The organism is Lutispora saccharofermentans, from assembly GCF_024363565.1.
GTDB classification, from domain to species: Bacteria; Bacillota; Clostridia; order Lutisporales; family Lutisporaceae; genus Lutispora; species Lutispora saccharofermentans.
Window position 1 is genome coordinate 81,585 of record NZ_JAJEKE010000001.1, and the last position, 19,299, is coordinate 100,883.

Below are 19,299 nucleotides of genomic sequence, written 5' to 3' on the forward strand. Positions count from 1 at the left end.
CCAACTAAAAATTCTTTGTAAAACTTCTTCTATGTATTGGCAGCAGTCCGAATTTCCTTATGCAATCCATATGCTGCTTTGTCCCATAACCTTTATGCTTTCCAAAGCCATATTCAGGGTATTCTTTATCATAGCTGGTCAAAATTCTATCCCTTTCAACCTTTGCGATTATTGAAGCTGCGCTGATCGAAATGCTTAAGCTATCGCCTTTGACTATGGCAAGCTGGGGTATTTTTACATAATTTATCCGCTCTGCATCAACCAGGAGATAATCAGGCTTTATACTCAAATTTTCTATCGCAATTCTCATAGCCATCAGAGTAGCTTGCAGAATATTTATTTCGTCTATGGTTTTCTCATCAACTATACCCAGACCTACCGATACAGCCTTGTCCTTTATCTCATCATAAAGGTATTCTCTCTTGGCTTCAGAAAGCTTTTTTGAATCATTGATTCCAGGTATCACAACATTCCTATTCAGTATGACGGCAGCAGCCACTACTGGCCCCGCCAAAGGGCCCCGGCCCGCTTCATCAAGCCCTGCTATCAGTTTAAAGCCATTATCGCAGCATATACGCTCATACTCCCACATTTTTTCCAACCTGGCTTTTTCTTTTTCATCATATTTAAATTTAACAGTCATGTTTTGCTTTTAGAAGATATCCTCTGGCTTTTCCAAGGTTATTAAACCGATTCTGCCGCTTCTGAAATCATCTAAAATCAACGAAGCAGTTCTGTTTATATCAACCTCATCGCCAGGCAGGAGACATCCTCTTTTCCTCCCAATAATATTCATGATCGATTCTACATCGGCATCTTGATCAAGCTCTATATTATACCTCTTATACAATTTATCGGGAAATTCATTCAATGCCTTTACTATAAATTTTTTTGACAGCCCTTCAATATTCAGTATTTCGTCCTTAATGGCCCCTGTGAGAGCAAGATGCAGGCCGACTGTTTCATCGTCAAATTTAGGCCATAATATGCCCGGGGTATCCAAAAGCTCAAAATCATTATTGATCCTGATCCATTGCTTTGCTTTGGTTATACCCGGCTTGTCACCGGTTTGAGCGATGCTTCTGTTAGCTAATTTGTTTATCAGGGTAGATTTGCCTACATTAGGTATGCCTATGACAAGAGCTCTGATAGTTTTATGAAGCAAGCCTTTTTTTCTTAGCTTTTCAAGCTCATCCTTCATAAGTTTTTTACTCTCGCTCAGTATATCTTTAAGTCCTGTTCCCTTATTGGAATTTGCCAATATTGCTGTAATTCCTATTCGAGCAAAGTGCTTCTTCCACATGTTATTAATCTCAGGATCAGCCATATCGCTTTTATTAAGTACTATTATTCTTTTTTTATTTCCTACAATGTTATCTACTTCGGGATTTCTGCTGCTTATAGGTATTCTGGCATCTATAAGCTCAATGACTATATCGACCAATTTTAATTCTTCCGCAATCTTTCTTCGAGCTTTAGCCATATGACCCGGGTACCATTGAATATTCATAAAAATCACCTTCCAAGTTGTAAATCGTTTGCCCTATGCAATTCACCTTAGTTGTGTTTGCTGATAAAAGAGTACATTGTGAAGGAGCTTAGAGTTTGTTAGCGAAGTATAGGAACAGTTGCGTCAACTGTTTGAGCCTAAATATAGGCAAATCAGAAAACCACATAATTTACTTGAGTTTTAACAGTAATGACAAACGCTACATGCGAGTTTTGACGCAACCCTATGCAAGCTTACAAAGTCTTAGCTTCGGAGCTCTGCAATCGTTATCAGCAAACACAACAAAGCAGTAAAGTTACTATTGGGACAAAAAATAAAGGCTGATATATCAATCAGCCACTTTATTACAAAACTTCCTTAATTTTTGCTGCCTTACCTACTCTTTGTCTCATATAATTAAGCTTGGCTCTTCTAACTTTACCTCTTCTTACAACTTCAATTCTATCAATTCTAGGCGAGTGAATCGGGAAAGTTCTTTCAACGCCTACTCCATAAGCAACCCTTCTTACGGTGAAGTTTTCTGTCAAGCCTCCGCCCTGTTTCTTCAGCACAAAGCCTTCAAAAGCCTGTAATCTTTCACGTGAGCCTTCTACAACCTTAACGAAAACTCTAACGGTATCACCAACATTAAAGTCAGGTATATTTTGTTTCATTTGTTCGCTTTCAATCAATTTTATCAAATCCATGGTGTCCCTCCTTCCCTCATAGACGTTCATATACTCAGATAGCGGACCGCCCGTTATAACATTGAAATTATATCATATAGATAGGTTATATGCAACAAAATTAAAGATTTATTTTTCTTCCTCAATGATCTGATCCAACATCTTTTTTTCTTCTTTGGTTAAAGCAGATACATTTAACATATCTGGCCTTTTAATATAAGTATCCTTTATTGAATGATATTTTCTCCATTTTTCTATGTTTTCATGGTGTCCGGAAAGGAGTACATCCGGGACCTTCATCTCTTTATACTCTACAGGCCTGGTGTATTGCGGATACTCCAGCAGTCCATTGCTAAAAGTCTCAATATTGTATGAATCCTCTTCTTTTAATACTCCCGGCAATAATCTGGCAGTAGCATCTATAACAGCCATAGCCGCTATCTCTCCACCTGTTAATATGAAATCCCCTATAGAAATTTCTTCATCTACCAAGCCTTGAACAACTCTTTCATCTATACCTTCATAATGGCCGCATATGATAATTATGTTATCATGCTGCAGAAGCTCTTTGGCCTTATTTTGGGAAAATGTCCTTCCTTTTGGACTCATAAGCAATATATGAGGACTGCCCTTCAGCATTTTGCTTATTTCCTCCACTGCTGAAAATATGGGCTGGCATTGCATCACCATCCCAAGTCCGCCTCCATAAGGATAATCATCTACCCTTTTATGCTTATCTTGAGAATAATCCCTTAAATTATGAAAATTTAAGTCTACCGCACCATTCTTTCTAGCTCTGCCTATTATACTGGTTCCTAAAACGGCTTCGAACATTTCTGGAAAGAGGGTGATCACATCAAATCTCATCTATACCAAACCTTCCGGCAATTCAACAATTATCTTTTTACTTTCAAAGTCTATGTTTTTAAATATACTTTTCAAGCCTGGTATCAAAACCTCTTTGTCTTCAGATCTCACAACAAACACATCATTGCTGCCGGTCTGTATTATATCTGCTACATTTCCAAGATAAACACCAGCTGCTGTAAATACCTGAAGCCCGATTAAATCACAAATCAAAAACGTATCCTCAGGCAGCTTCACAGCATCTTTTCTATGAACTTTGATATATCTGTTCCTCAATTTTTCTGCAGATTCAGCATCATCGATATTTTCAAACTTGATTATAACCATGTTCTTCAAATATTTTACATCGGTTACATCAAGAGCTATTAAATCATTATTTTCTTCAATATATACCGAATCTATCCTGTCAAACCTCCGGATGTCATCCGTCAGCGGATAAACCTTCACTTCACCTCTGAGGCCATGGGTGTTTACAATTTGACCAATGCTTATATATTCTAACATAATCTCACCTGTAATAGATTATAATATGGAGGTTGCAATTAGCCCCCATATTATAATATTTCTACTATCACTTTTTTATCCGTTTTGGCTGCTGCTGATTTTACAACAGTCCTTATAGCCTTTGCTATTCTGCCTTGCTTTCCAATCACTTTTCCCATATCTTCGGGAGCAACTGTCAACTCTATAATGATTGATCTGTCCCCTTCGATCTCTTTAACCTTAACTTCTTCAGGTTTATCGACCAAGGCCTTTGCGATTACTTCAATCAAATCTTTCAAGCTCAACACTCCCAATTGATTTTATTCTATTATTCCTGTTTTCTTCAACAGTGTTTTTACAGTGTCTGAGGGCTGTGCTCCGGTTGCTAACCATTTTTTAGCTTTTTCAGCATCGATCTTTATCACAGATGGTTCTGTTATTGGGTTATAGTAACCTATCTCTTCAATAAACTTGCCATCTCTTGGAGATCTTGAGTCAGCGACTACAACTCTGTAAAAAGGTGCCTTTTTGGCTCCCATTCTTCTAAGTCTTATTTTTACTGCCATTTTTTCACCTCCTTTTAAGTATGTATTGTGCTAATTGATAACGATTGCCTAAAATTTTTTACTTAAAGAAAGGAAGTTTCTTTTTACCCTTCTTAATATCTTTTTCCATGTCAGCAAATTGCTTCATCATCTTTCGCGTTTGCTCAAAATTCTTGATCACCTTGTTCACATCCTGGATGCTGGTACCGCTTCCCAGGGCGATCCTCTTTCTTCTGCTGCCATTTATTATAGATGGTTCAAGCCGTTCTTTTCTGGTCATAGATTTTATAATTGCTTCCACTCTTACAAGCTCTTTATCATCAACTTCCATTCCCTTTAACTTGCCTGCATTCATCCCTGGTATCATATCCACCAATTGGCTTAGCGGCCCCATCTTTTTCATCTGCTGAAGCTGATCTAAAAAATCCTCAAAGCTAAATTGCTGGCTTCTGATTTTCTTCTCTAATTCCAGGGCTTTCTTCTCATCTATATTTGACTGGGCTTTTTCAATAAGGCTCAGCACATCACCCATGCCCAGTATTCTGGATGCCATTCGGTCCGGATGAAAAGGTTCCAGATCAGACATCTTCTCGCCCATTCCAGCATATTTTATGGGCTTGCCTGTAACGGCTTTTATGGATAAAGCGGCTCCACCTCTAGTGTCTCCATCAAGCTTGGTAAGTATGATCCCATCCAACCCAAGTTTTTGGTTAAAGCTTTCCGCTACGTTTACCGCATCCTGACCTGTCATAGAATCGACCACAAGCATAATTTCCGTTGGCCTTATATTATTCTTTATCTCCAGCAGCTCATCCATGAGCTCTTCATTGATATGAAGTCTTCCCGCAGTATCTATTATTAACACATCATTGCCCGATTTAGATGCGTGCTCTATAGCAGCTTTGCATATATCAACCGGCTTTGTTTTATCTCCAAGAGAAAATACATCCGCCTCCACCTGCCCTGCCACTACATGAAGCTGTTTTATCGCGGCCGGCCTATAAATATCACATGCCACAAGCAGAGGTTTTTTACCTTGTTTTTTCAGGTTTAAAGCAAGCTTGCCGCAGGTAGTTGTTTTGCCGGCTCCCTGTAACCCTGTCATCATTATGATGGTAGGCGGCTTTGGGGAAAAAATTATTTTGCTTTGAGTACTTCCCATAAGCTGAGTAAGTTCATCATTGACAATCTTGATCACCTGCTGCCCGGGAGTAAGGCTTTCCATCACCTCATGGCCTACAGCCCGCTCAGTTACTCTTGAAACAAAGTCCTTTACAACCTTAAAGTTTACGTCGGCTTCCAAGAGAGCCATCTTAACTTCTCGCATAGCTTCTTTTACATCTTTTTCATTTAATTTACCGCTGCCTCTAAGTTTTTTTAGGGTTTCTTGCAGTTTATTAGCCAAACCTTCAAAAGCCATTTAATCGCCTCCCGGAAGTTTATTCCAGCCTCTCAATAAAGCTTTTAATATTTCTTATCCTATCCTTTATTTTCGATATATCGTCTTGCTCTGCGCCTATTATTTCGTCCAGCATTAAGCTCACTTTTGCTAATATAAATTTTTGCTGGAGGAATTTCTCCACCAATCTTAATCTGGTCTCATACTCTTCCAAAGTTGTCTCTGCCCTTTTTAACGCATCATACACACCCTGCCTGCTGATGCCTATTTGCTCTGATATCTCACTTAAAGAAAGATCATTCGAATAGTACATCTCTACAATATCTCTTTGTTTATCCGTCAATAATTGACCATAAAAATCAAACAGCAATGTTTTTTGTACTATATCCTCTATCATTCTATACACCTCAAAATACCAATGTAAAGGTTAAAGCCTTTACATTGGTATTTTAAATCAAATAAGCCCCTGTGTCAACAAAATTATTCGGAAAATAAGGCATTCGCAAAATCCACCGGATCAAAGTCCTGCAAATCATCTATTTTTTCTCCGACGCCTACAAGCCTTACAGGGATATTGAGTTCCGATTTAATCGCGATAACTATGCCTCCCTTTGCAGTTCCATCTAACTTTGTCAATACAATTCCGGTAATATCCGCGGCCTCTTTAAATACTTTTGCCTGTACAATAGCATTTTGGCCTGTTGTAGCATCCAGCACCAGGTACACTTCTCTATGTGCCTCCGGATATTCCCTGTCAATAATTCTAAATATCTTTTTTAGTTCTTCCATAAGATTCTTTTTATTATGCAATCTTCCTGCAGTATCGCATATTATCACATCTGTTTTCCTCGATTTTGCAGCGCTTATAGCATCATATATTATTGCTGCGGGGTCCGCACCCTCCTGATGCTTTATAATATCAACGCCTACCCTGTTGCTCCATACTTCAAGCTGCTCTATAGCCGCTGCTCTAAAGGTGTCTGCAGCTGCTATCAATACTTTTTTGCCTGCCTTCTTATACCTGTTGGCAATTTTCCCTACTGAAGTAGTCTTTCCAACCCCGTTTACACCTATAACGACTATTATCTGGGGGTACTCAGCGCTCAACAGCTGAGCATTTTCTGACATAAGCTTAAGAACCTCCTGCTTAAGCAATTCAATCACTGCTTTAGGATCATTTACTTTTTCCTCTTTTACCTTTTTTCTGATCCCATCCAGCAGCTTCATGGTGGTTTCCACACCTACATCAGAAGTAATCAATATTTCCTCCAGCTCATCAAATAAATCCTCATCGATGGTCTTAAAGCTGTTTACGACAGAATTCAACCTGTCTGTAATATTTTTTCTTGTTTTAAATAAGCCGTCCTTTAATTTTTTGAAAAAAGAAGCGTTATTTTTAGCATCACTTATTTCAGCAGAATTATCACCATTCAGCTCTTCATCATTTTTGGCCGATTCTTCTTCAGCCTCTCCCATATCTTCAATAATCATTTTTTCAATTTCTTCATCGCTCAAGTATTCCTCATCTTCCGATATCTCAACTTCAGCTTCGTTTATGCCATCCTTCTTTGTATCTTTATCTTTCTTAAAAAGCTTTTTAAAAAAATCTGCCATGCTGAATCCCTCCTAAATAATATCTAGCTAACTTTATCCTCAAATTTTACCGATAAGAGCTTGGAAGTACCTGTATCTTCCATTGTCACTCCATATAGGCAATCTGCTGCTTCCATGCTGCCTTTTCTATGAGTGATTATTATAAATTGAGTGGAAAACTCCTTCAAAAACGCTGCATATCTGTCTACATTGGCATCATCCAATGCTGAGTCTATTTCATCCAACACGCAAAAGGGTGCAGGCTTCATCTTGAGTATTGCAAATAACAGGGCAATTGCTGTCAATGCTCTCTCTCCGCCAGACAAAAGCATGAGATTTTGCAGCTTTTTATTTGGAGGCTTGGCAACTATTTCAATGTCTGAACCCAGCACATCTTCACCATCTGTCAAAACCACCTCTGCCATACCGCCGCCAAACAATTTGATAAACACTTCATTGAAATTAATATTAATTTTATTGAATTCTTCGATAAATTGCTTCTTCATGTACTGTGTTATATCATCTATTACATCTATCAGGGAGTCCTTCGCCCTTATCAAGTCTTCCAATTGCTTTTTCAGAAAGCCATGCCTTTCGCTTAAATTCTCATATTCTTCAACCGCGTTTACATTTATTGTGCCGAGAGCTCGTATTTCCTCCTTCAGTTCATCACATTTTTTAGCAGCCTTACTAAGATTTATACCCTCTATTTTAAGCTCAAGTGCTTTTCTATAGCTCATTTCATACACATCCAGCAGTCTGAACTCCAAGCTTTCTATGTCCATCTCAACTTTAACTTTCTGCATTTCAATCCTGTGCATGCTATTTTGAATATTATTCAAATCTTGCTGTAGCTGTTTTAGATTTGTTTCCATATCATCAAAGTCTTTAACTTTACTGTTTTTAACCTTTTCAAGGACTTCCAGCTCATTTTGCTTGTTGATATGCTTTGCAGCAGCTTCTTCAATATTCCGCTTGTTATCATCGCTCTTTGTGCTTAAGGCTGTTAGATCATTTTTGGCATTATCAATTTCATTAAATATTTCCTTGATTTTTAAATCGTATTCTTCCAAGGTCTTATCGTTTCTATATATATTTTGTTCAAAGGAAGAGATTTGTTGTTTTAACTCAGCTTCCTTGATTTTTAAAGAAGTAATATAATCATAAAAGTCTTGGCCTTGCTCTTTTTTAACTTTTAAGTCTTCCTGCAATATTACTATTTCTTTTTCAAGGCCGGATATTTCATTCTTGATATGCTCCAATTCCTGTTCCAAAGTTTTCTGGTTTTCTGATACTTTTATCTTTTCTGCTTCCAGCTCCCCCATCTCTTTTTCATTTATTGAAATTTTACTTTTTATGATATCCAAATCGTTGTTCAGCATTGTGAGTTTATTTTTCTTATTGTTTATTTCCAGTTCAAAGCTGTGAAGACTTTCTGTGAGATGGTTTATTTCATTTTCATATATAGTCAGTTCATCTTTGTTCTTTTCAACTTTTCTTCCAGTGCCATCTAATTCCTGGAGAATTTTTGAGTAACCTGCTTTAAGATCAACGATTTGACTTTTTCTTGTCAGAATATTAGATGCATAAGATCCTACGCTGCCGCCGGTAATAGCACCTCCCGGGCTTATTAATTCACCCTCCAGAGTGACAATCCTGAATTCATAATTAGAGGCTTTAGCCAATTTTATAGCAGTATTCATATCATCTACTATAACAATTCTGCCTAAAAGATGATATATTATATTCTTGTATTCTTCTTCGTATTTGACCATATCGGCAGCGATTCCCAAAACCCCTGGCATTTCCAGTTTTTTCTTTTCATACTGATTAAAGCTTCTTCCCTTGATTGAACTGATTGGCAAAAAAGTAGCTCTCCCAAGCTTGTTCTTTTTTAAAAATTCGATGAGCAGCTTTGCATCTTCTTCCTTTTCAGTAATAATATTTTGCACCGATGAGCCTAATGCAATTTCAATGGCTACTGAATAATCTGCATTTACCGATATAATCTCACCGATTACTCCTCGAAAGCCGGATATTCTCTTCTTAATATCCTCATGCTGCATCAAAATAGTCTTTATAGTTTTATTATATCCCCCATAATCCCTTTCCATTTCTTCTAAAAGCTTTAGCCTGGATATAATATTATCTTTTTTGGACCTGATCTCCGCATAATTTTCTTCAAGCTCTTTAAGCATGCAAAACTTATCTTCTTTTTTATCCGCCAATTCTCTTCTTTTTTCAATGGTAGCTGTTATATTGCTTTGTATCTCGGATATCTCAAGGTTGTTTTTATCCAAGATTGAAAGCTTATCCTCATATTGACCGGCGAGCAATGCATTATCAATGTTTAACTGATTTAATCTGCTCTCTATGCTGTTTTTTATAGATGTCAGGCTATTTGCGCTGCTTTTTTTATCAGAAAAATTGTTTAGCAGCTTAATGTGAACACCTTTAACTTCTTCAATTTTATTTTCCGAATCATCTATTGAGGAATATTTGCTTTTGTATTCTTCCTCTTTTGAATTTATTTCTTGTCTCAATTCCTCTGCTTGTTTCTTTATAGATTCAAGCAGAGCCTTATTTTTTTCTAATTCCAGTATCGTATTTTCTTTTTGAATCCCCAGGCTATCCGTATCCTTATTAAGCTTATCCAAGGTAACATTAATAAATGATGCCTTTTCTGACAGCAGCCTTCCTTCACCTTCGTATTTTTCTTTTAGATTCATCAAACCGTATATCTCTTCATTTATGGCTTGAATTTTAGATTCAGCATCCTTGATCAACAGCTTAAGTGCATCTTTATCTTGATTATGCCTGCTTATCTCTGCCTCTTTGTCAGCTTGTGATTTTCCCAATTGCTCCAGTTCAGTAATATAGTCTCTTTGCTTGTCCTTATTTCTTTCTATACTATTTACTATTAGATTTATTTCCAGAGCCTTCAGCTCCTCCATAAGCTTAATATACTTCTTGGCTACTGCGGCCTGATGCCCCAATGGCTCCAATTGATTGCTTATTTCATTTATGATATCTTCCAGCCGGATAATATTCTTTTCTGTTTGCTCAAGCTTCTTTTCTGATTCTGCCTTTCTGTGCTTATATTTGGTTATGCCAGCGGCTTCTTCAAAAATAATTCTTCTTCCATCAGATCTGTTGCTTAAAATATCATCTATTCTTCCTTGTCCGATAATCGAATAGCCCTCTTTTCCCATTCCTGTATCCATAAGCATTTCAACAATATCCTTGAGCCTGCATTGGGTTTTATTGATATAATATTCACTTTCTCCGGAACGATACATCCTTCTGGTTATACTGATATCATTGAAATCCATGTCTATTTCTCTGCAAGAATTATCCAGTACAAGGGTTACTTCTGCAAAACCTGAAGCCTTCTTTCTATCGCTGCCTGCAAAAATAACATCTTCCATCTTGCTTCCCCTCAAAATCTTTACGCTTTGTTCACCAATTACCCACCTGATAGCATCTGCAATATTGCTTTTACCGCTTCCATTCGGCCCAACAATAGCGTTTATACCTTTGGTCAAATTCAGCTGAATTCTATCTGAAAAAGATTTAAAACCATTGATCTCCAGTTCTTTAAGATACATATCAACACTCCGTTGCAGTAAAATTAATCTGTTGTAATAGCTGATAACGAATACAGAGCTCCGAAGCTAAGACTTTGTAAGCTCCTTCACATTGAACGAGACTTCATTCAGTGCTGTACTCTTTTGTCAGCTATCATAACAAGTAAAATTAATATCCTTATTCTAACATATGTTCTAATAGTTGAAAAGCTAAAGCCTATTGCAATTTTGCAACAGGCTTTAGCTTTTATAGCTCATGGGTTATCTCGGTTCTATAATAAACTTTATTGCTGTCCTATCTTCACCGTCAATTTGTATTTCAGAAAAGGCAGGTATTACAACCAGATCAATGCCATTTGGTGCTACAAAGCCTCTAGTAATTGCAATTGCCTTAACTGCTTGATTTACAGCTCCTGCTCCAACGGCTTGAACCTCAGCTGTGGCTCTTTCTCTAAGCACTGCCGCCAAAGCACCTGCAACAGATTTAGGTTGTGATTGAGCAGATACCTTTAGTACTTCCATAATCAGATACCCCCTGTAAATAAACATTGAAAATATTGCGATTGATTATATATTCTATATTTGGTTGATAATTCCTTCAAAATTCCAACCCATGATAAAAAGTATTTTTGGACAATATTACCGTTTTTTCGCCACTTATCGTCATTATGGAACCAATATCAAGGTCGGTATCCTCTTTAAAGGCCACTGCTTTGTGTCTATATAATTTTTTTACGTATTCATAATTTGCTCTTTTCTGCCCCATAACCGTTGAAAGATCTCTGGGGTTACAAAAGATCTGTATCTGATCCATGGTATCTGCTTTAGTGTGATTCAATAAATGAAGAATCATATCTTTAAATATTTCCGCTTCTACAAGTTGTCTCATTGAAGGATGATAGGGGCCTGCGACTACATTATCTCCCATTTTCAAATCATCCGTCGGCTGAAGCCCTATTCTAATAACCTTTATACCTGATCTTTCAAGATAGATGAGCATTTTTTTTGAAAGATTTATTGCTTCATCTAAGGTTAGAGGCTCATATGAGCCTTGCTTATACATTTCTTCCATATAAGTATCCTTTATAACCAGAGCAGGATAAATTCTGGCTATATGGGGTTTCAATTCCACAATTTTTCTTACAGTCTCTATAGCCTTGTATTCAGTGTCACATGGCAATCCAATCATCAATTGGGCGCCTACAACAAAGCCTTCTTTCTTCAATAACTTTATAGCATTTATGGCATCTTCAGCAGTATGGCCTCTTTGGGCCGTGCTCAAAACTTCACTGTCCATAGACTGAATGCCAAGCTCTACTATATCTGCTCCATATTTTTTTAAATTATCAAGAATATCTTTATTAATATAGTCAGGTCTGGTAGAAAGCCTTATCGAATGAATCTTGCCTTCGGTGAGGTATTTATTTGCCAGAGATAAGAATTTATCCTGATCGTCTCTCGGTATGGCGGTAAAGCTGCCGCCAAAAAAAGCTACTTCTACGATTGCTTTATCGGAGTCTATTGTTTTAAGATATTCTTCAATGATCGCCTCTGCATCCTTATCTGTCATATCATTCAATTGGCCGGTAATCTTTTTCTGATTGCAGAAAATACAGTCATGGGGGCATCCGCGGTGAGGTATAAAGATAGGAATTATATAATGCTTCTTACTCATTCTTTATACCCAGAGAGCTCATCGCAGCCTTTGCTGCGGACTGCTGAGCATCCTTCTTGCTCTTTCCTACCCCTTGGCCTACAGGCTTATCGTCCAAATATAAAGCTATTTGAAACTCTTTAGAGTGATCCGGACCTTTTTCAGACAACAGCCTATATTCAATTGTCCCCAAATTATTCTTTTGTACATGCTCTTGAAGAAAGGATTTATAGTCATTGAAAATCCTATTTTTTATGGATGATTCTATAATATCTTTCATAAAATATAAAACAAATGCTTCAGCTCTTTGTATGCCTCCATCTAAATAAATTGCCGCTATTAAAGCTTCTACTGCATCAGCCAATATGGAAGCCCTTTTCCTGCCGCCGGTATTCTCTTCTCCCTTACTAAGAAAAATATATTCACCTATCTTTATATTTCTAGCAGTAATAAAAAGAGATTTTTCGCATACGATATTTGCTCTTATTCTAGTCATTTGGCCTTCAGACATATCCTTTAAATTATTAAAAAGATAAAAGCTTATTATCATGGAGAGGACTGAATCTCCCAGAAATTCCAATCTCTCATTATACTGGTAATTGCTGTCGTGGCCGTGTACATAAGAACTGTGTGTAAGGGCGGTATTTAAAAGCTTTATATCTGAAAACTTATACCTTATGATATCTTCGAACTCATAAAGAGATCTTAAACGCTTATCATCCATAATATTTGCTCGTGTCCTTTCAAAACCTTTTATTAATTTATCCGATTATAGTATAGCACCTATTCATATTTTTTCAATATAACTGAAGCATTATGCCCTCCAAAGCCAAGGGAATTCGACATGGCATATTTTATTTCAGCAGTTATGGCTTGATTTGGCACATAATTCAAATCACAATTTTCGTCTTTTGTTTCATAGTTTATTGTAGGAGGAATTACTCCTTCATTTATCGCCATCAGGCATGCTATTGCCTCTACACCTCCGGCAGCGCCCAATAGATGGCCGGTCATGGATTTTGTTGAGCTGATAAGCACTTTATATGCGTAATCCCCCATGAGTCTTTTTATTGCCATGGTTTCAAATCTATCATTTAGTTCTGTTGATGTGCCATGAGCATTTATATAATCGATTTTATCAGGGCTTATCCCCGCATCCTGAGCAGCCTTTTTCATAGCTTTATAGGCACCTTCCCCTTCCGGTGCAGGTGCGGTTATATGATATGCATCTGCTGTAGAGGCATAGCCGGCTACTTCCCCGTATATTCTGGCACTCCTTCTTAATGCATGCTCTAAATCCTCCAGAATGAGTATTCCCGCACCTTCGCCCATAACAAATCCGTCTCTGTCTTTATCGAAAGGCCTTGAAGCTCGTTTTGGCTCTTCATTTCTCTCGGACAAAGCTTTCATAGAACAAAATCCTGCAATCGCCATAGGAGTTATGGAGGCTTCGGTTCCTCCTGTGATCATGATATCAGCATCATCTCTTTGAATGATCTTAAAAGCTTCGCCGATGGCATTCGTTGCAGATGCGCAAGCCGTAACAACAGTCATATTCGGCCCCTTAGCATTAAAGGTCATGGATATATATCCTGCACCGATGTTAGATATCATCATGGGAATAAAAAAAGGGCTGACCCTGCCCGGTCCTTTCTCCATCATGATCTTATACTGATTTTCCAGCGTTTCTAAACCGCCTATGCCCGAGCCTATGCAGACTCCAAATCTATCAACATCTATTGCATTTAAATCCAAGGAAGCATCATCAACAGCCATTTTTGAAGCAGCAACTGCAAATTGGGTGTATCGGTCCATTCTTTTAGCTTCCTTTTTATCAATAAACTCTACAGGATCAAAATCTTTAACTTCTGCAGCAATTTTTGTCGATAATCCTTCGGTATCAAATTTGGTTATCAGATCAACACCGGATTGTCCTTCTTTTAAGCTCGTAAAAAAATTATCTTTGCCGATACCTATTGGAGAAATTACTCCTATACCCGTTATTACAACTCTTTTTTTATTCAATGCTTTCCTCTCCTTATCAAAAAAAAGAAGTCCCGAATTTCGGGACAAACTTTATTATTGGTTGTTCTTTATGTAGTCAACTACGTCGCCTACTGTAACAAGCTTTTCTGCTTCCTCATCAGGTATCTCTATATCAAATTCTTCTTCAAGAGCCATAAGCAATTCAACTATATCAAGTGAATCAGCCCCTAAATCTTCAATGAAGGAAGACTCCATTGCTATATCTTCAGAATCTATGCTGAGCTGTTCAGCAATCTTTTCTTGTACTTTCTCAAAAATCATAAGTCTCACCTCCCTTCAGAGATTATATTATGATAATATTACATAACCATTCCACCGTCAATATTTATTACTTGACCAGTAATATAATTCGAATATTCAGATGCCAGAAACACTGCCGCATTGGCAACATCTTCAGCTTTACCTGCCCTTTTCAATGGTATTGAAGCAAGAAATTGTTCTTTTATTTTATCTGAAAGCACTGCCGTCATGTCGGTTTCTATAAAGCCCGGAGCTATTGCATTTACAGTAATGCCCCTAGAACCGAGTTCTTTGGCAATAGATTTTGTAAGGCCTATCATACCTGCTTTTGCTGCAGCATAATTGGATTGTCCCGAATTACCTATTATACCTACAACTGAAGATATGTTTATGATCTTACCGTGCCTTTGCTTTACCATGACTTTGCAGACTTCTTTAGTGAAATTAAACGCACCTTTCAGATTTATACTCAAAACCTTGTCAAAATCATCCTCAGACATTCTAAGAAGCAGGTTATCTTTGGTTATTCCAGCATTATTCACTAATATATCTATGCTGTCAAAATTATTTAATACTTTTTTCACTAAATTTTCTACTTCTTCAGGATTTGATACATCCGCTTTAATGGCTTTTGCCCTTATACCAAAACTCATAGCTTCATCTGCAACTTTCTGGGCCGCCTTTTCATTGCCGGAATAGTTTATAATAACATTGGCACCGGCTTTTGCAAAGGATAAAGCTATTGCTTTCCCAATGCCTCGAGAAGCTCCGGTAATAATAGCGCTCTTTCCTTTTAGACACATTCTAATCTCTCCCTGATACTTTCTATAGTCTTATCTAAAGACTCCAAATCTTCAACATTATATACGCAAACACTCTTGTCTATTTTTTTAACAAAAGCTGATAAGGATTTTCCAGGGCCTACCTCAATGAAAGTATCAACACCTTTTTCTATCATATTCCTTATGCTATCCTCCCATAAGACTGAGGTGCTCACCTGCTCTATGAGCAGCTTCTTTATCTCATATTTATCCTTGATGACCTGCGCATTTACATTTGATACCACAGGTATATCCATTTCATTAAACACAACCTTGCTCAATTCTTCCGATAGCCTTTCTCCCGCTGCCTTTAACAGGCTTGAGTGAAAGGGAGCGCTGACAGGCAGAATAGCAACTTTTCTTGCACCTTTTTCCTTAAGTATGCCGCATGCTTTTTCTATAGCTTTAGTATGCCCGGCTATCACGACCTGGCCGGGGCAGTTAAAATTTGCAGGCTCCACAACCCCATAACCAGATGCCATCTTTAGACACTGAACCACTTCGCCTTTATCCATCCCCATAATCGCCGCCATAGTTCCTTCCCCTGCCGGCACCGCTTCCTGCATGAATTGGCCTCGTTTTCTTACGACCGCAACTGCATCTTCGAAAGATATAGCGTTTGAGGCTACCAATGCAGAATATTCTCCCAGGCTAAGCCCGGCAGTGATGGCAGGTCTGATGCCTCTCAACTTCAGAACCTCCAGCAGGGCAATGCTTGTAGTCAATATTGAAGGCTGCGTATTTTCAGTCTTCTTCAGTTCTTCTTCATCGCCTTCAAAGCATAGCTTTTTCATATCAATACCTAGTTTCTCACTTGCTCTGTCAAAAATATTCATAGCTGCTTTATAATTTTCCGCGATTTCTTTACCCATCCCCATATATTGAGCACCTTGCCCCGGAAATATGCATGCCACCTTAATCAAGCATTTCACCTCTGATCGAATTATTTAAGCCTTCCAGCACCATATCACATTCTTTGATTATGCTATCTATTATTTCTTTGACCGGTTTTATTTCTTTTATCAAGCCGCTGATTTGGCCCGCCATTACAGAACCCATATCTGCATCTCCATCCACGCAGGCAAGCTTAAGCTTACCTGTGCCCAGCCTTTCAATCTCTGCTGCTGACGCTCCCGACTTTTCAAGCTTTTCAAATTCTCTGTAAAGCTTGTTCTTTATTATTCTCACTGGATGTCCGCTGCTTCTTCCCGTTACCACAGTTCCCCTGTCTCCAGCTTTAATTATTGCATTTTTGTAATTTTCATGAACCATGCATTCTTTAGAACATGCGAATACAGTTCCAAGCTGCACACCCTGTGCACCTAAGCTCAATGCAGACACGACTCCCCTTCCGTCTCCTATACCGCCTGCAGCGATTACAGGTATTTTCACCGCATCCGCTACTTGAGGCACCAAAACCATGGTAGTTAATTCCCCTATATGTCCTCCTGCTTCGGTCCCTTCTGCTATTACAGCATCAGCTCCGACGGCTTCCATTTTTTTTGCTAAAGCAACAGATGGAACAACAGGTATGACCTTCATCCCTTGTTCTTTTAATTTTGATATATACTTCCCGGGATTGCCTGCTCCTGTTGTTATCACAGGAACCTTTTCTCTATATACCAATTCGATTATTTCTTCGGCAAAAGGGGACAGGAGCATCACATTTACTCCATAGGGCTTGTCAGTCAAAGCTTTTGCTTTTTCGATCTCCTTTTCAATTACGGCAGCCGGAGCATTGCCTGACCCTATTATGCCAAGTCCTCCTGCATTTGAAACTGCCGCTGCAAGCTCTGCTGTTGCTACCCAGGCCATTCCGCCTTGAAATATTGGATAGTTTATCCCTAATAAGCTGCAAATCTTTGTTCTTATCATAATCACTCCTCCAATATCAGGACCATTTAATGACTGCAGACCCCCAAGTCAATCCGCCGCCAAAAGCGACGAGAACTACAAGCTCGCCTTTGTTCAGCTTATTTGTTCTCTTGGCTTCATCCAGCGCTACAGCAACAGAAGCCGCAGACATATTGCCATATTTTTCTACATTTATAAATACTTTGTCTTTATCAATCTTCAATCTTTTAGTAGCAGACTCAATTATCCTTATGTTTGCCTGATGAGGTATCAAGTAATCAATATCCTCTTTCCTCATCCCGCAAAGGCTGAGAGCCTTTTCTGCTGCTTCCCCCATGATCTTAATGGCAAACTTGAATACCTCTGAACCGTCCATTTTTATAAAGTGCAGCGAATTAGCTATGGTCTCTTCAGAGGCAGGAAGCCTGGAGCCTCCCGCAGGAAGCTTCAACAGTTCTCCTCCCCTGCCGTCCGAGCCCATATAAGTAGACAATATTCCAAAGCCCTCCTCAACGCTGGAAATAACAGCAGCCCCTGCTCCGTCCCCGAACAGCACACATGTATTTCTATCGTTATAGTCAGTTATCTTTGACAATGTTTCTGCTCCAATCAATAGAATATTTTTCATACTGCCGTATTTAATAAATTGGGATGCAATACTAAGCCCATAGATAAAGCCTGAGCATGCCGCGCTTATATCCAGCGCAGCAGCATTTTCAGCCCCAATATTTTTTTGTACTATGCATGCCGTAGAAGGAAAGGCCATATCCGGAGTTACAGTAGCCACAATGATCATATCCAGATCCTCAGGCTTCAGCTTGGCATCCTCTATAGCCTTTAACGCCGCATATGTGGCTATATCTGAAGTGGCTATATCAGGCCTAACCCTTCTTCTTTCTTTGATGCCGGTCCTTGATACTATCCATTGGTCATCGGTATCAAGCCTTTCTTCAAAGTAACTGTTTTTCAGCACTGCTTCAGGCACATAACTTCCTGTCCCGATAATACCCGCCGACCATGAACCATTACTCAATATCATTCACTCCTGTGTCTTTCAAATCCGTTATTATCCTCTCAATGCAGTTGTTGTCATATAACAATTTAGCTTGCCGTATGGCATTTTTTATTGCTCTTCCATCAGAACTGCCATGTGCCTTTATCATGATTCCGTTGATTCCTAAAAAAGGAGCTCCTCCATACTCTTTATAATCAAAGCGCTTCTTAAAGCTTCTAAAGCTGTTTTTTAGAAGCAATGCTCCAAATTTAGATATTGTAGTTTTCATCAATTCTTCTTTCAGCAAAGTCATTATAGTTGATGCGAGGCCCTCTGTGTTTTTAAGCACCACATTGCCTGCAAAGCCGTCACACACGCAAACATCACAAATACCGGAATATATATCTCTTGCCTCTATATTTCCGATAAAATTCAAATTGCTTTTTTTCAATAGTTCAAAGCTTTGCTTTGTCAGTTCATTTCCTTTGGTCTCCTCTGCGCCTACATTAAGCAGGCCCACTCTTGGGGATGATATGCCTTCGACCTTCTCCATATATATTGAACCCATGATAGCAAATTGAATCAGGTTTTTAGGCTTGCAGTCCATGTTAGCTCCTGCATCTATCAGCATGCATCCTCCCTTTACCGTAGGGAGCAAAGGTGCCAAAGCAGGCCTGTCTATGCCTTTTATCCTCCCTACCTTTAACAAGGATCCTGCTAAAAAAGCTCCGGTATTTCCTGCAGACAGAAAGGCGTGGCACTGTTCATCCTTTACCATCTTCAGGCCTACAACCATCGAGGAATCTTTTTTTTGCTTTATTCCCTGAACCGGTGCATCCTCATTAGTTATTATTTCTTCTGCATGAAGGATATGTATTTTCCCTTTTTTAGTTGTTACACCATCTAAATATCTTTCAATCTCATTCTTTATGCCCACCAGATATATTTCTATTTCATATTCATTCGCAGCATCAATGCATCCTTCTACTACGGCCTTAGGTGCGTTATCGCCGCCCATAGCATCTATAGCTATTTTCATCA

Annotated in this window: 21 protein-coding genes; all 21 read right to left on the reverse strand. The window is 38.6% G+C overall.

The features are described 5' to 3' along the window. Window positions 1-4: 4 nt before the first annotated feature. The 21 genes from LJD61_RS00440 to plsX all read right to left on the reverse strand — a co-directional run bounded on the left by LJD61_RS00440 (window position 5) and on the right by plsX (window position 19,297). The gene (locus LJD61_RS00440; RefSeq protein ID WP_255225531.1) at window positions 5-643 is read right to left on the reverse strand and encodes a ribonuclease HII; all 639 of its coding nucleotides are present in this window, start codon (window positions 641-643) and stop codon (window positions 5-7) included. 9 nt (window positions 644-652) lie between these two features. Next, window positions 653-1,510: a ribosome biogenesis GTPase YlqF gene (ylqF, locus tag LJD61_RS00445; RefSeq protein WP_255225532.1), complete on the reverse strand. Its 858-nt coding sequence runs from the start codon at window positions 1,508-1,510 to the stop codon at window positions 653-655. Window positions 1,511-1,854: 344 nt separating this feature from the next. Further along, window positions 1,855-2,196 carry a 50S ribosomal protein L19 gene (gene rplS, locus LJD61_RS00450; protein ID WP_255225533.1) on the reverse strand — a complete coding sequence of 114 codons (342 nt, stop codon included), beginning with the start codon at window positions 2,194-2,196 and terminating at the stop codon, window positions 1,855-1,857. 108 nt (window positions 2,197-2,304) lie between these two features. Further along, entirely contained in the window at window positions 2,305-3,042 is a 738-nt protein-coding gene (gene trmD / locus LJD61_RS00455) for a tRNA (guanosine(37)-N1)-methyltransferase TrmD (RefSeq protein WP_255225534.1), read from the reverse strand. Beyond that, window positions 3,043-3,546 carry a ribosome maturation factor RimM gene (gene rimM, locus LJD61_RS00460; RefSeq protein WP_255225535.1) on the reverse strand — a complete coding sequence of 168 codons (504 nt, stop codon included), beginning with the start codon at window positions 3,544-3,546 and terminating at the stop codon, window positions 3,043-3,045. A 50-nt stretch (window positions 3,547-3,596) separates the two neighbouring features. Further along, window positions 3,597-3,824, reverse strand: a complete 228-nt coding sequence (locus LJD61_RS00465) for a KH domain-containing protein (RefSeq protein ID WP_255225536.1) — start codon at window positions 3,822-3,824, stop codon at window positions 3,597-3,599. A gap of 21 nt (window positions 3,825-3,845) precedes the next feature. Then, window positions 3,846-4,091, reverse strand: coding sequence for a 30S ribosomal protein S16 (gene rpsP / locus LJD61_RS00470; RefSeq protein WP_255225537.1), 246 nt, complete (start codon window positions 4,089-4,091; stop codon window positions 3,846-3,848). A gap of 58 nt (window positions 4,092-4,149) precedes the next feature. Then, window positions 4,150-5,490, reverse strand: a complete 1,341-nt coding sequence (gene ffh, locus LJD61_RS00475; RefSeq protein ID WP_255225538.1) for a signal recognition particle protein — start codon at window positions 5,488-5,490, stop codon at window positions 4,150-4,152. 19 nt (window positions 5,491-5,509) lie between these two features. After that, entirely contained in the window at window positions 5,510-5,866 is a 357-nt protein-coding gene (ylxM, locus tag LJD61_RS00480) for a YlxM family DNA-binding protein (RefSeq protein ID WP_255225539.1), read from the reverse strand. 83 nt (window positions 5,867-5,949) lie between these two features. After that, the gene (gene ftsY / locus LJD61_RS00485) at window positions 5,950-7,083 is read right to left on the reverse strand and encodes a signal recognition particle-docking protein FtsY (protein ID WP_255225540.1); all 1,134 of its coding nucleotides are present in this window, start codon (window positions 7,081-7,083) and stop codon (window positions 5,950-5,952) included. 23 nt (window positions 7,084-7,106) lie between these two features. Next, a complete protein-coding gene (gene smc / locus LJD61_RS00490; RefSeq protein WP_255225541.1) occupies window positions 7,107-10,670 on the reverse strand; it encodes a chromosome segregation protein SMC in 3,564 nt (1,187 codons plus the stop codon). Between the two features lie 240 nt (window positions 10,671-10,910). Continuing rightward, window positions 10,911-11,171, reverse strand: a complete 261-nt coding sequence (locus tag LJD61_RS00495) for a stage V sporulation protein S (protein WP_073026275.1) — start codon at window positions 11,169-11,171, stop codon at window positions 10,911-10,913. A gap of 76 nt (window positions 11,172-11,247) precedes the next feature. Then, window positions 11,248-12,324 (reverse strand): elongator complex protein 3, encoded by a 1,077-nt coding sequence (locus LJD61_RS00500; RefSeq protein WP_255225542.1) that lies wholly within the window; start codon window positions 12,322-12,324, stop codon window positions 11,248-11,250. Then, window positions 12,317-13,027: a ribonuclease III gene (gene rnc, locus LJD61_RS00505; protein WP_255225543.1), complete on the reverse strand. Its 711-nt coding sequence runs from the start codon at window positions 13,025-13,027 to the stop codon at window positions 12,317-12,319. Before rnc ends, LJD61_RS00500 begins: the two co-directional genes overlap by 8 nt. A 59-nt stretch (window positions 13,028-13,086) precedes the next feature. Then, on the reverse strand, window positions 13,087-14,328 hold the full coding sequence (gene fabF, locus LJD61_RS00510; protein ID WP_255225544.1) for a beta-ketoacyl-ACP synthase II: 1,242 nt from the start codon (window positions 14,326-14,328) through the stop codon (window positions 13,087-13,089). A 54-nt stretch (window positions 14,329-14,382) separates the two neighbouring features. Beyond that, window positions 14,383-14,610: an acyl carrier protein gene (gene acpP, locus LJD61_RS00515; RefSeq protein ID WP_255225545.1), complete on the reverse strand. Its 228-nt coding sequence runs from the start codon at window positions 14,608-14,610 to the stop codon at window positions 14,383-14,385. Between the two features lie 38 nt (window positions 14,611-14,648). Further along, a complete protein-coding gene (fabG, locus tag LJD61_RS00520) occupies window positions 14,649-15,392 on the reverse strand; it encodes a 3-oxoacyl-[acyl-carrier-protein] reductase (RefSeq protein ID WP_255225546.1) in 744 nt (247 codons plus the stop codon). Next, the gene (fabD, locus tag LJD61_RS00525) at window positions 15,383-16,330 is read right to left on the reverse strand and encodes an ACP S-malonyltransferase (protein WP_408614658.1); all 948 of its coding nucleotides are present in this window, start codon (window positions 16,328-16,330) and stop codon (window positions 15,383-15,385) included. The genes fabG and fabD overlap by 10 nt, the downstream gene beginning before the upstream one ends. Beyond that, window positions 16,326-17,285 carry an enoyl-[acyl-carrier-protein] reductase FabK gene (fabK, locus tag LJD61_RS00530; protein ID WP_255225548.1) on the reverse strand — a complete coding sequence of 320 codons (960 nt, stop codon included), beginning with the start codon at window positions 17,283-17,285 and terminating at the stop codon, window positions 16,326-16,328. Before fabK ends, fabD begins: the two co-directional genes overlap by 5 nt. A 16-nt stretch (window positions 17,286-17,301) precedes the next feature. Next, the gene (locus tag LJD61_RS00535; protein WP_408614496.1) at window positions 17,302-18,303 is read right to left on the reverse strand and encodes a beta-ketoacyl-ACP synthase III; all 1,002 of its coding nucleotides are present in this window, start codon (window positions 18,301-18,303) and stop codon (window positions 17,302-17,304) included. Further along, window positions 18,290-19,297, reverse strand: coding sequence for a phosphate acyltransferase PlsX (gene plsX / locus LJD61_RS00540; RefSeq protein ID WP_255225550.1), 1,008 nt, complete (start codon window positions 19,295-19,297; stop codon window positions 18,290-18,292). Before plsX ends, LJD61_RS00535 begins: the two co-directional genes overlap by 14 nt. Between the last annotated feature and the right edge of the window lie 2 nt (window positions 19,298-19,299).

Bases quoted from the DNA above. Each gene is read 5' to 3' on its own strand.
- LJD61_RS00440 (WP_255225531.1), bottom strand. From the start codon at position 643: ATGACTGTTAAATTTAAATATGATGAAAAAGAAAAAGCCAGGTTGGAA.
- ylqF (WP_255225532.1), bottom strand. From the start codon at position 1,510: ATGAATATTCAATGGTACCCGGGTCATATGGCTAAAGCTCGAAGAAAG.
- rplS (WP_255225533.1), bottom strand. From the start codon at position 2,196: ATGGATTTGATAAAATTGATTGAAAGCGAACAAATGAAACAAAATATA.
- trmD (WP_255225534.1), bottom strand. From the start codon at position 3,042: ATGAGATTTGATGTGATCACCCTCTTTCCAGAAATGTTCGAAGCCGTT.
- rimM (WP_255225535.1), bottom strand. From the start codon at position 3,546: ATGTTAGAATATATAAGCATTGGTCAAATTGTAAACACCCATGGCCTC.
- rpsP (WP_255225537.1), bottom strand. From the start codon at position 4,091: ATGGCAGTAAAAATAAGACTTAGAAGAATGGGAGCCAAAAAGGCACCT.
- ffh (WP_255225538.1), bottom strand. From the start codon at position 5,490: ATGGCTTTTGAAGGTTTGGCTAATAAACTGCAAGAAACCCTAAAAAAA.
- ylxM (WP_255225539.1), bottom strand. From the start codon at position 5,866: ATGATAGAGGATATAGTACAAAAAACATTGCTGTTTGATTTTTATGGT.
- ftsY (WP_255225540.1), bottom strand. From the start codon at position 7,083: ATGGCAGATTTTTTTAAAAAGCTTTTTAAGAAAGATAAAGATACAAAG.
- smc (WP_255225541.1), bottom strand. From the start codon at position 10,670: ATGTATCTTAAAGAACTGGAGATCAATGGTTTTAAATCTTTTTCAGAT.
- LJD61_RS00495 (WP_073026275.1), bottom strand. From the start codon at position 11,171: ATGGAAGTACTAAAGGTATCTGCTCAATCACAACCTAAATCTGTTGCA.
- LJD61_RS00500 (WP_255225542.1), bottom strand. From the start codon at position 12,324: ATGAGTAAGAAGCATTATATAATTCCTATCTTTATACCTCACCGCGGA.
- rnc (WP_255225543.1), bottom strand. From the start codon at position 13,027: ATGGATGATAAGCGTTTAAGATCTCTTTATGAGTTCGAAGATATCATA.
- acpP (WP_255225545.1), bottom strand. From the start codon at position 14,610: ATGATTTTTGAGAAAGTACAAGAAAAGATTGCTGAACAGCTCAGCATA.
- fabG (WP_255225546.1), bottom strand. From the start codon at position 15,392: ATGTGTCTAAAAGGAAAGAGCGCTATTATTACCGGAGCTTCTCGAGGC.
- fabK (WP_255225548.1), bottom strand. From the start codon at position 17,285: ATGATAAGAACAAAGATTTGCAGCTTATTAGGGATAAACTATCCAATA.
- LJD61_RS00535 (WP_408614496.1), bottom strand. From the start codon at position 18,303: ATGATATTGAGTAATGGTTCATGGTCGGCGGGTATTATCGGGACAGGA.
- plsX (WP_255225550.1), bottom strand. From the start codon at position 19,297: ATGAAAATAGCTATAGATGCTATGGGCGGCGATAACGCACCTAAGGCC.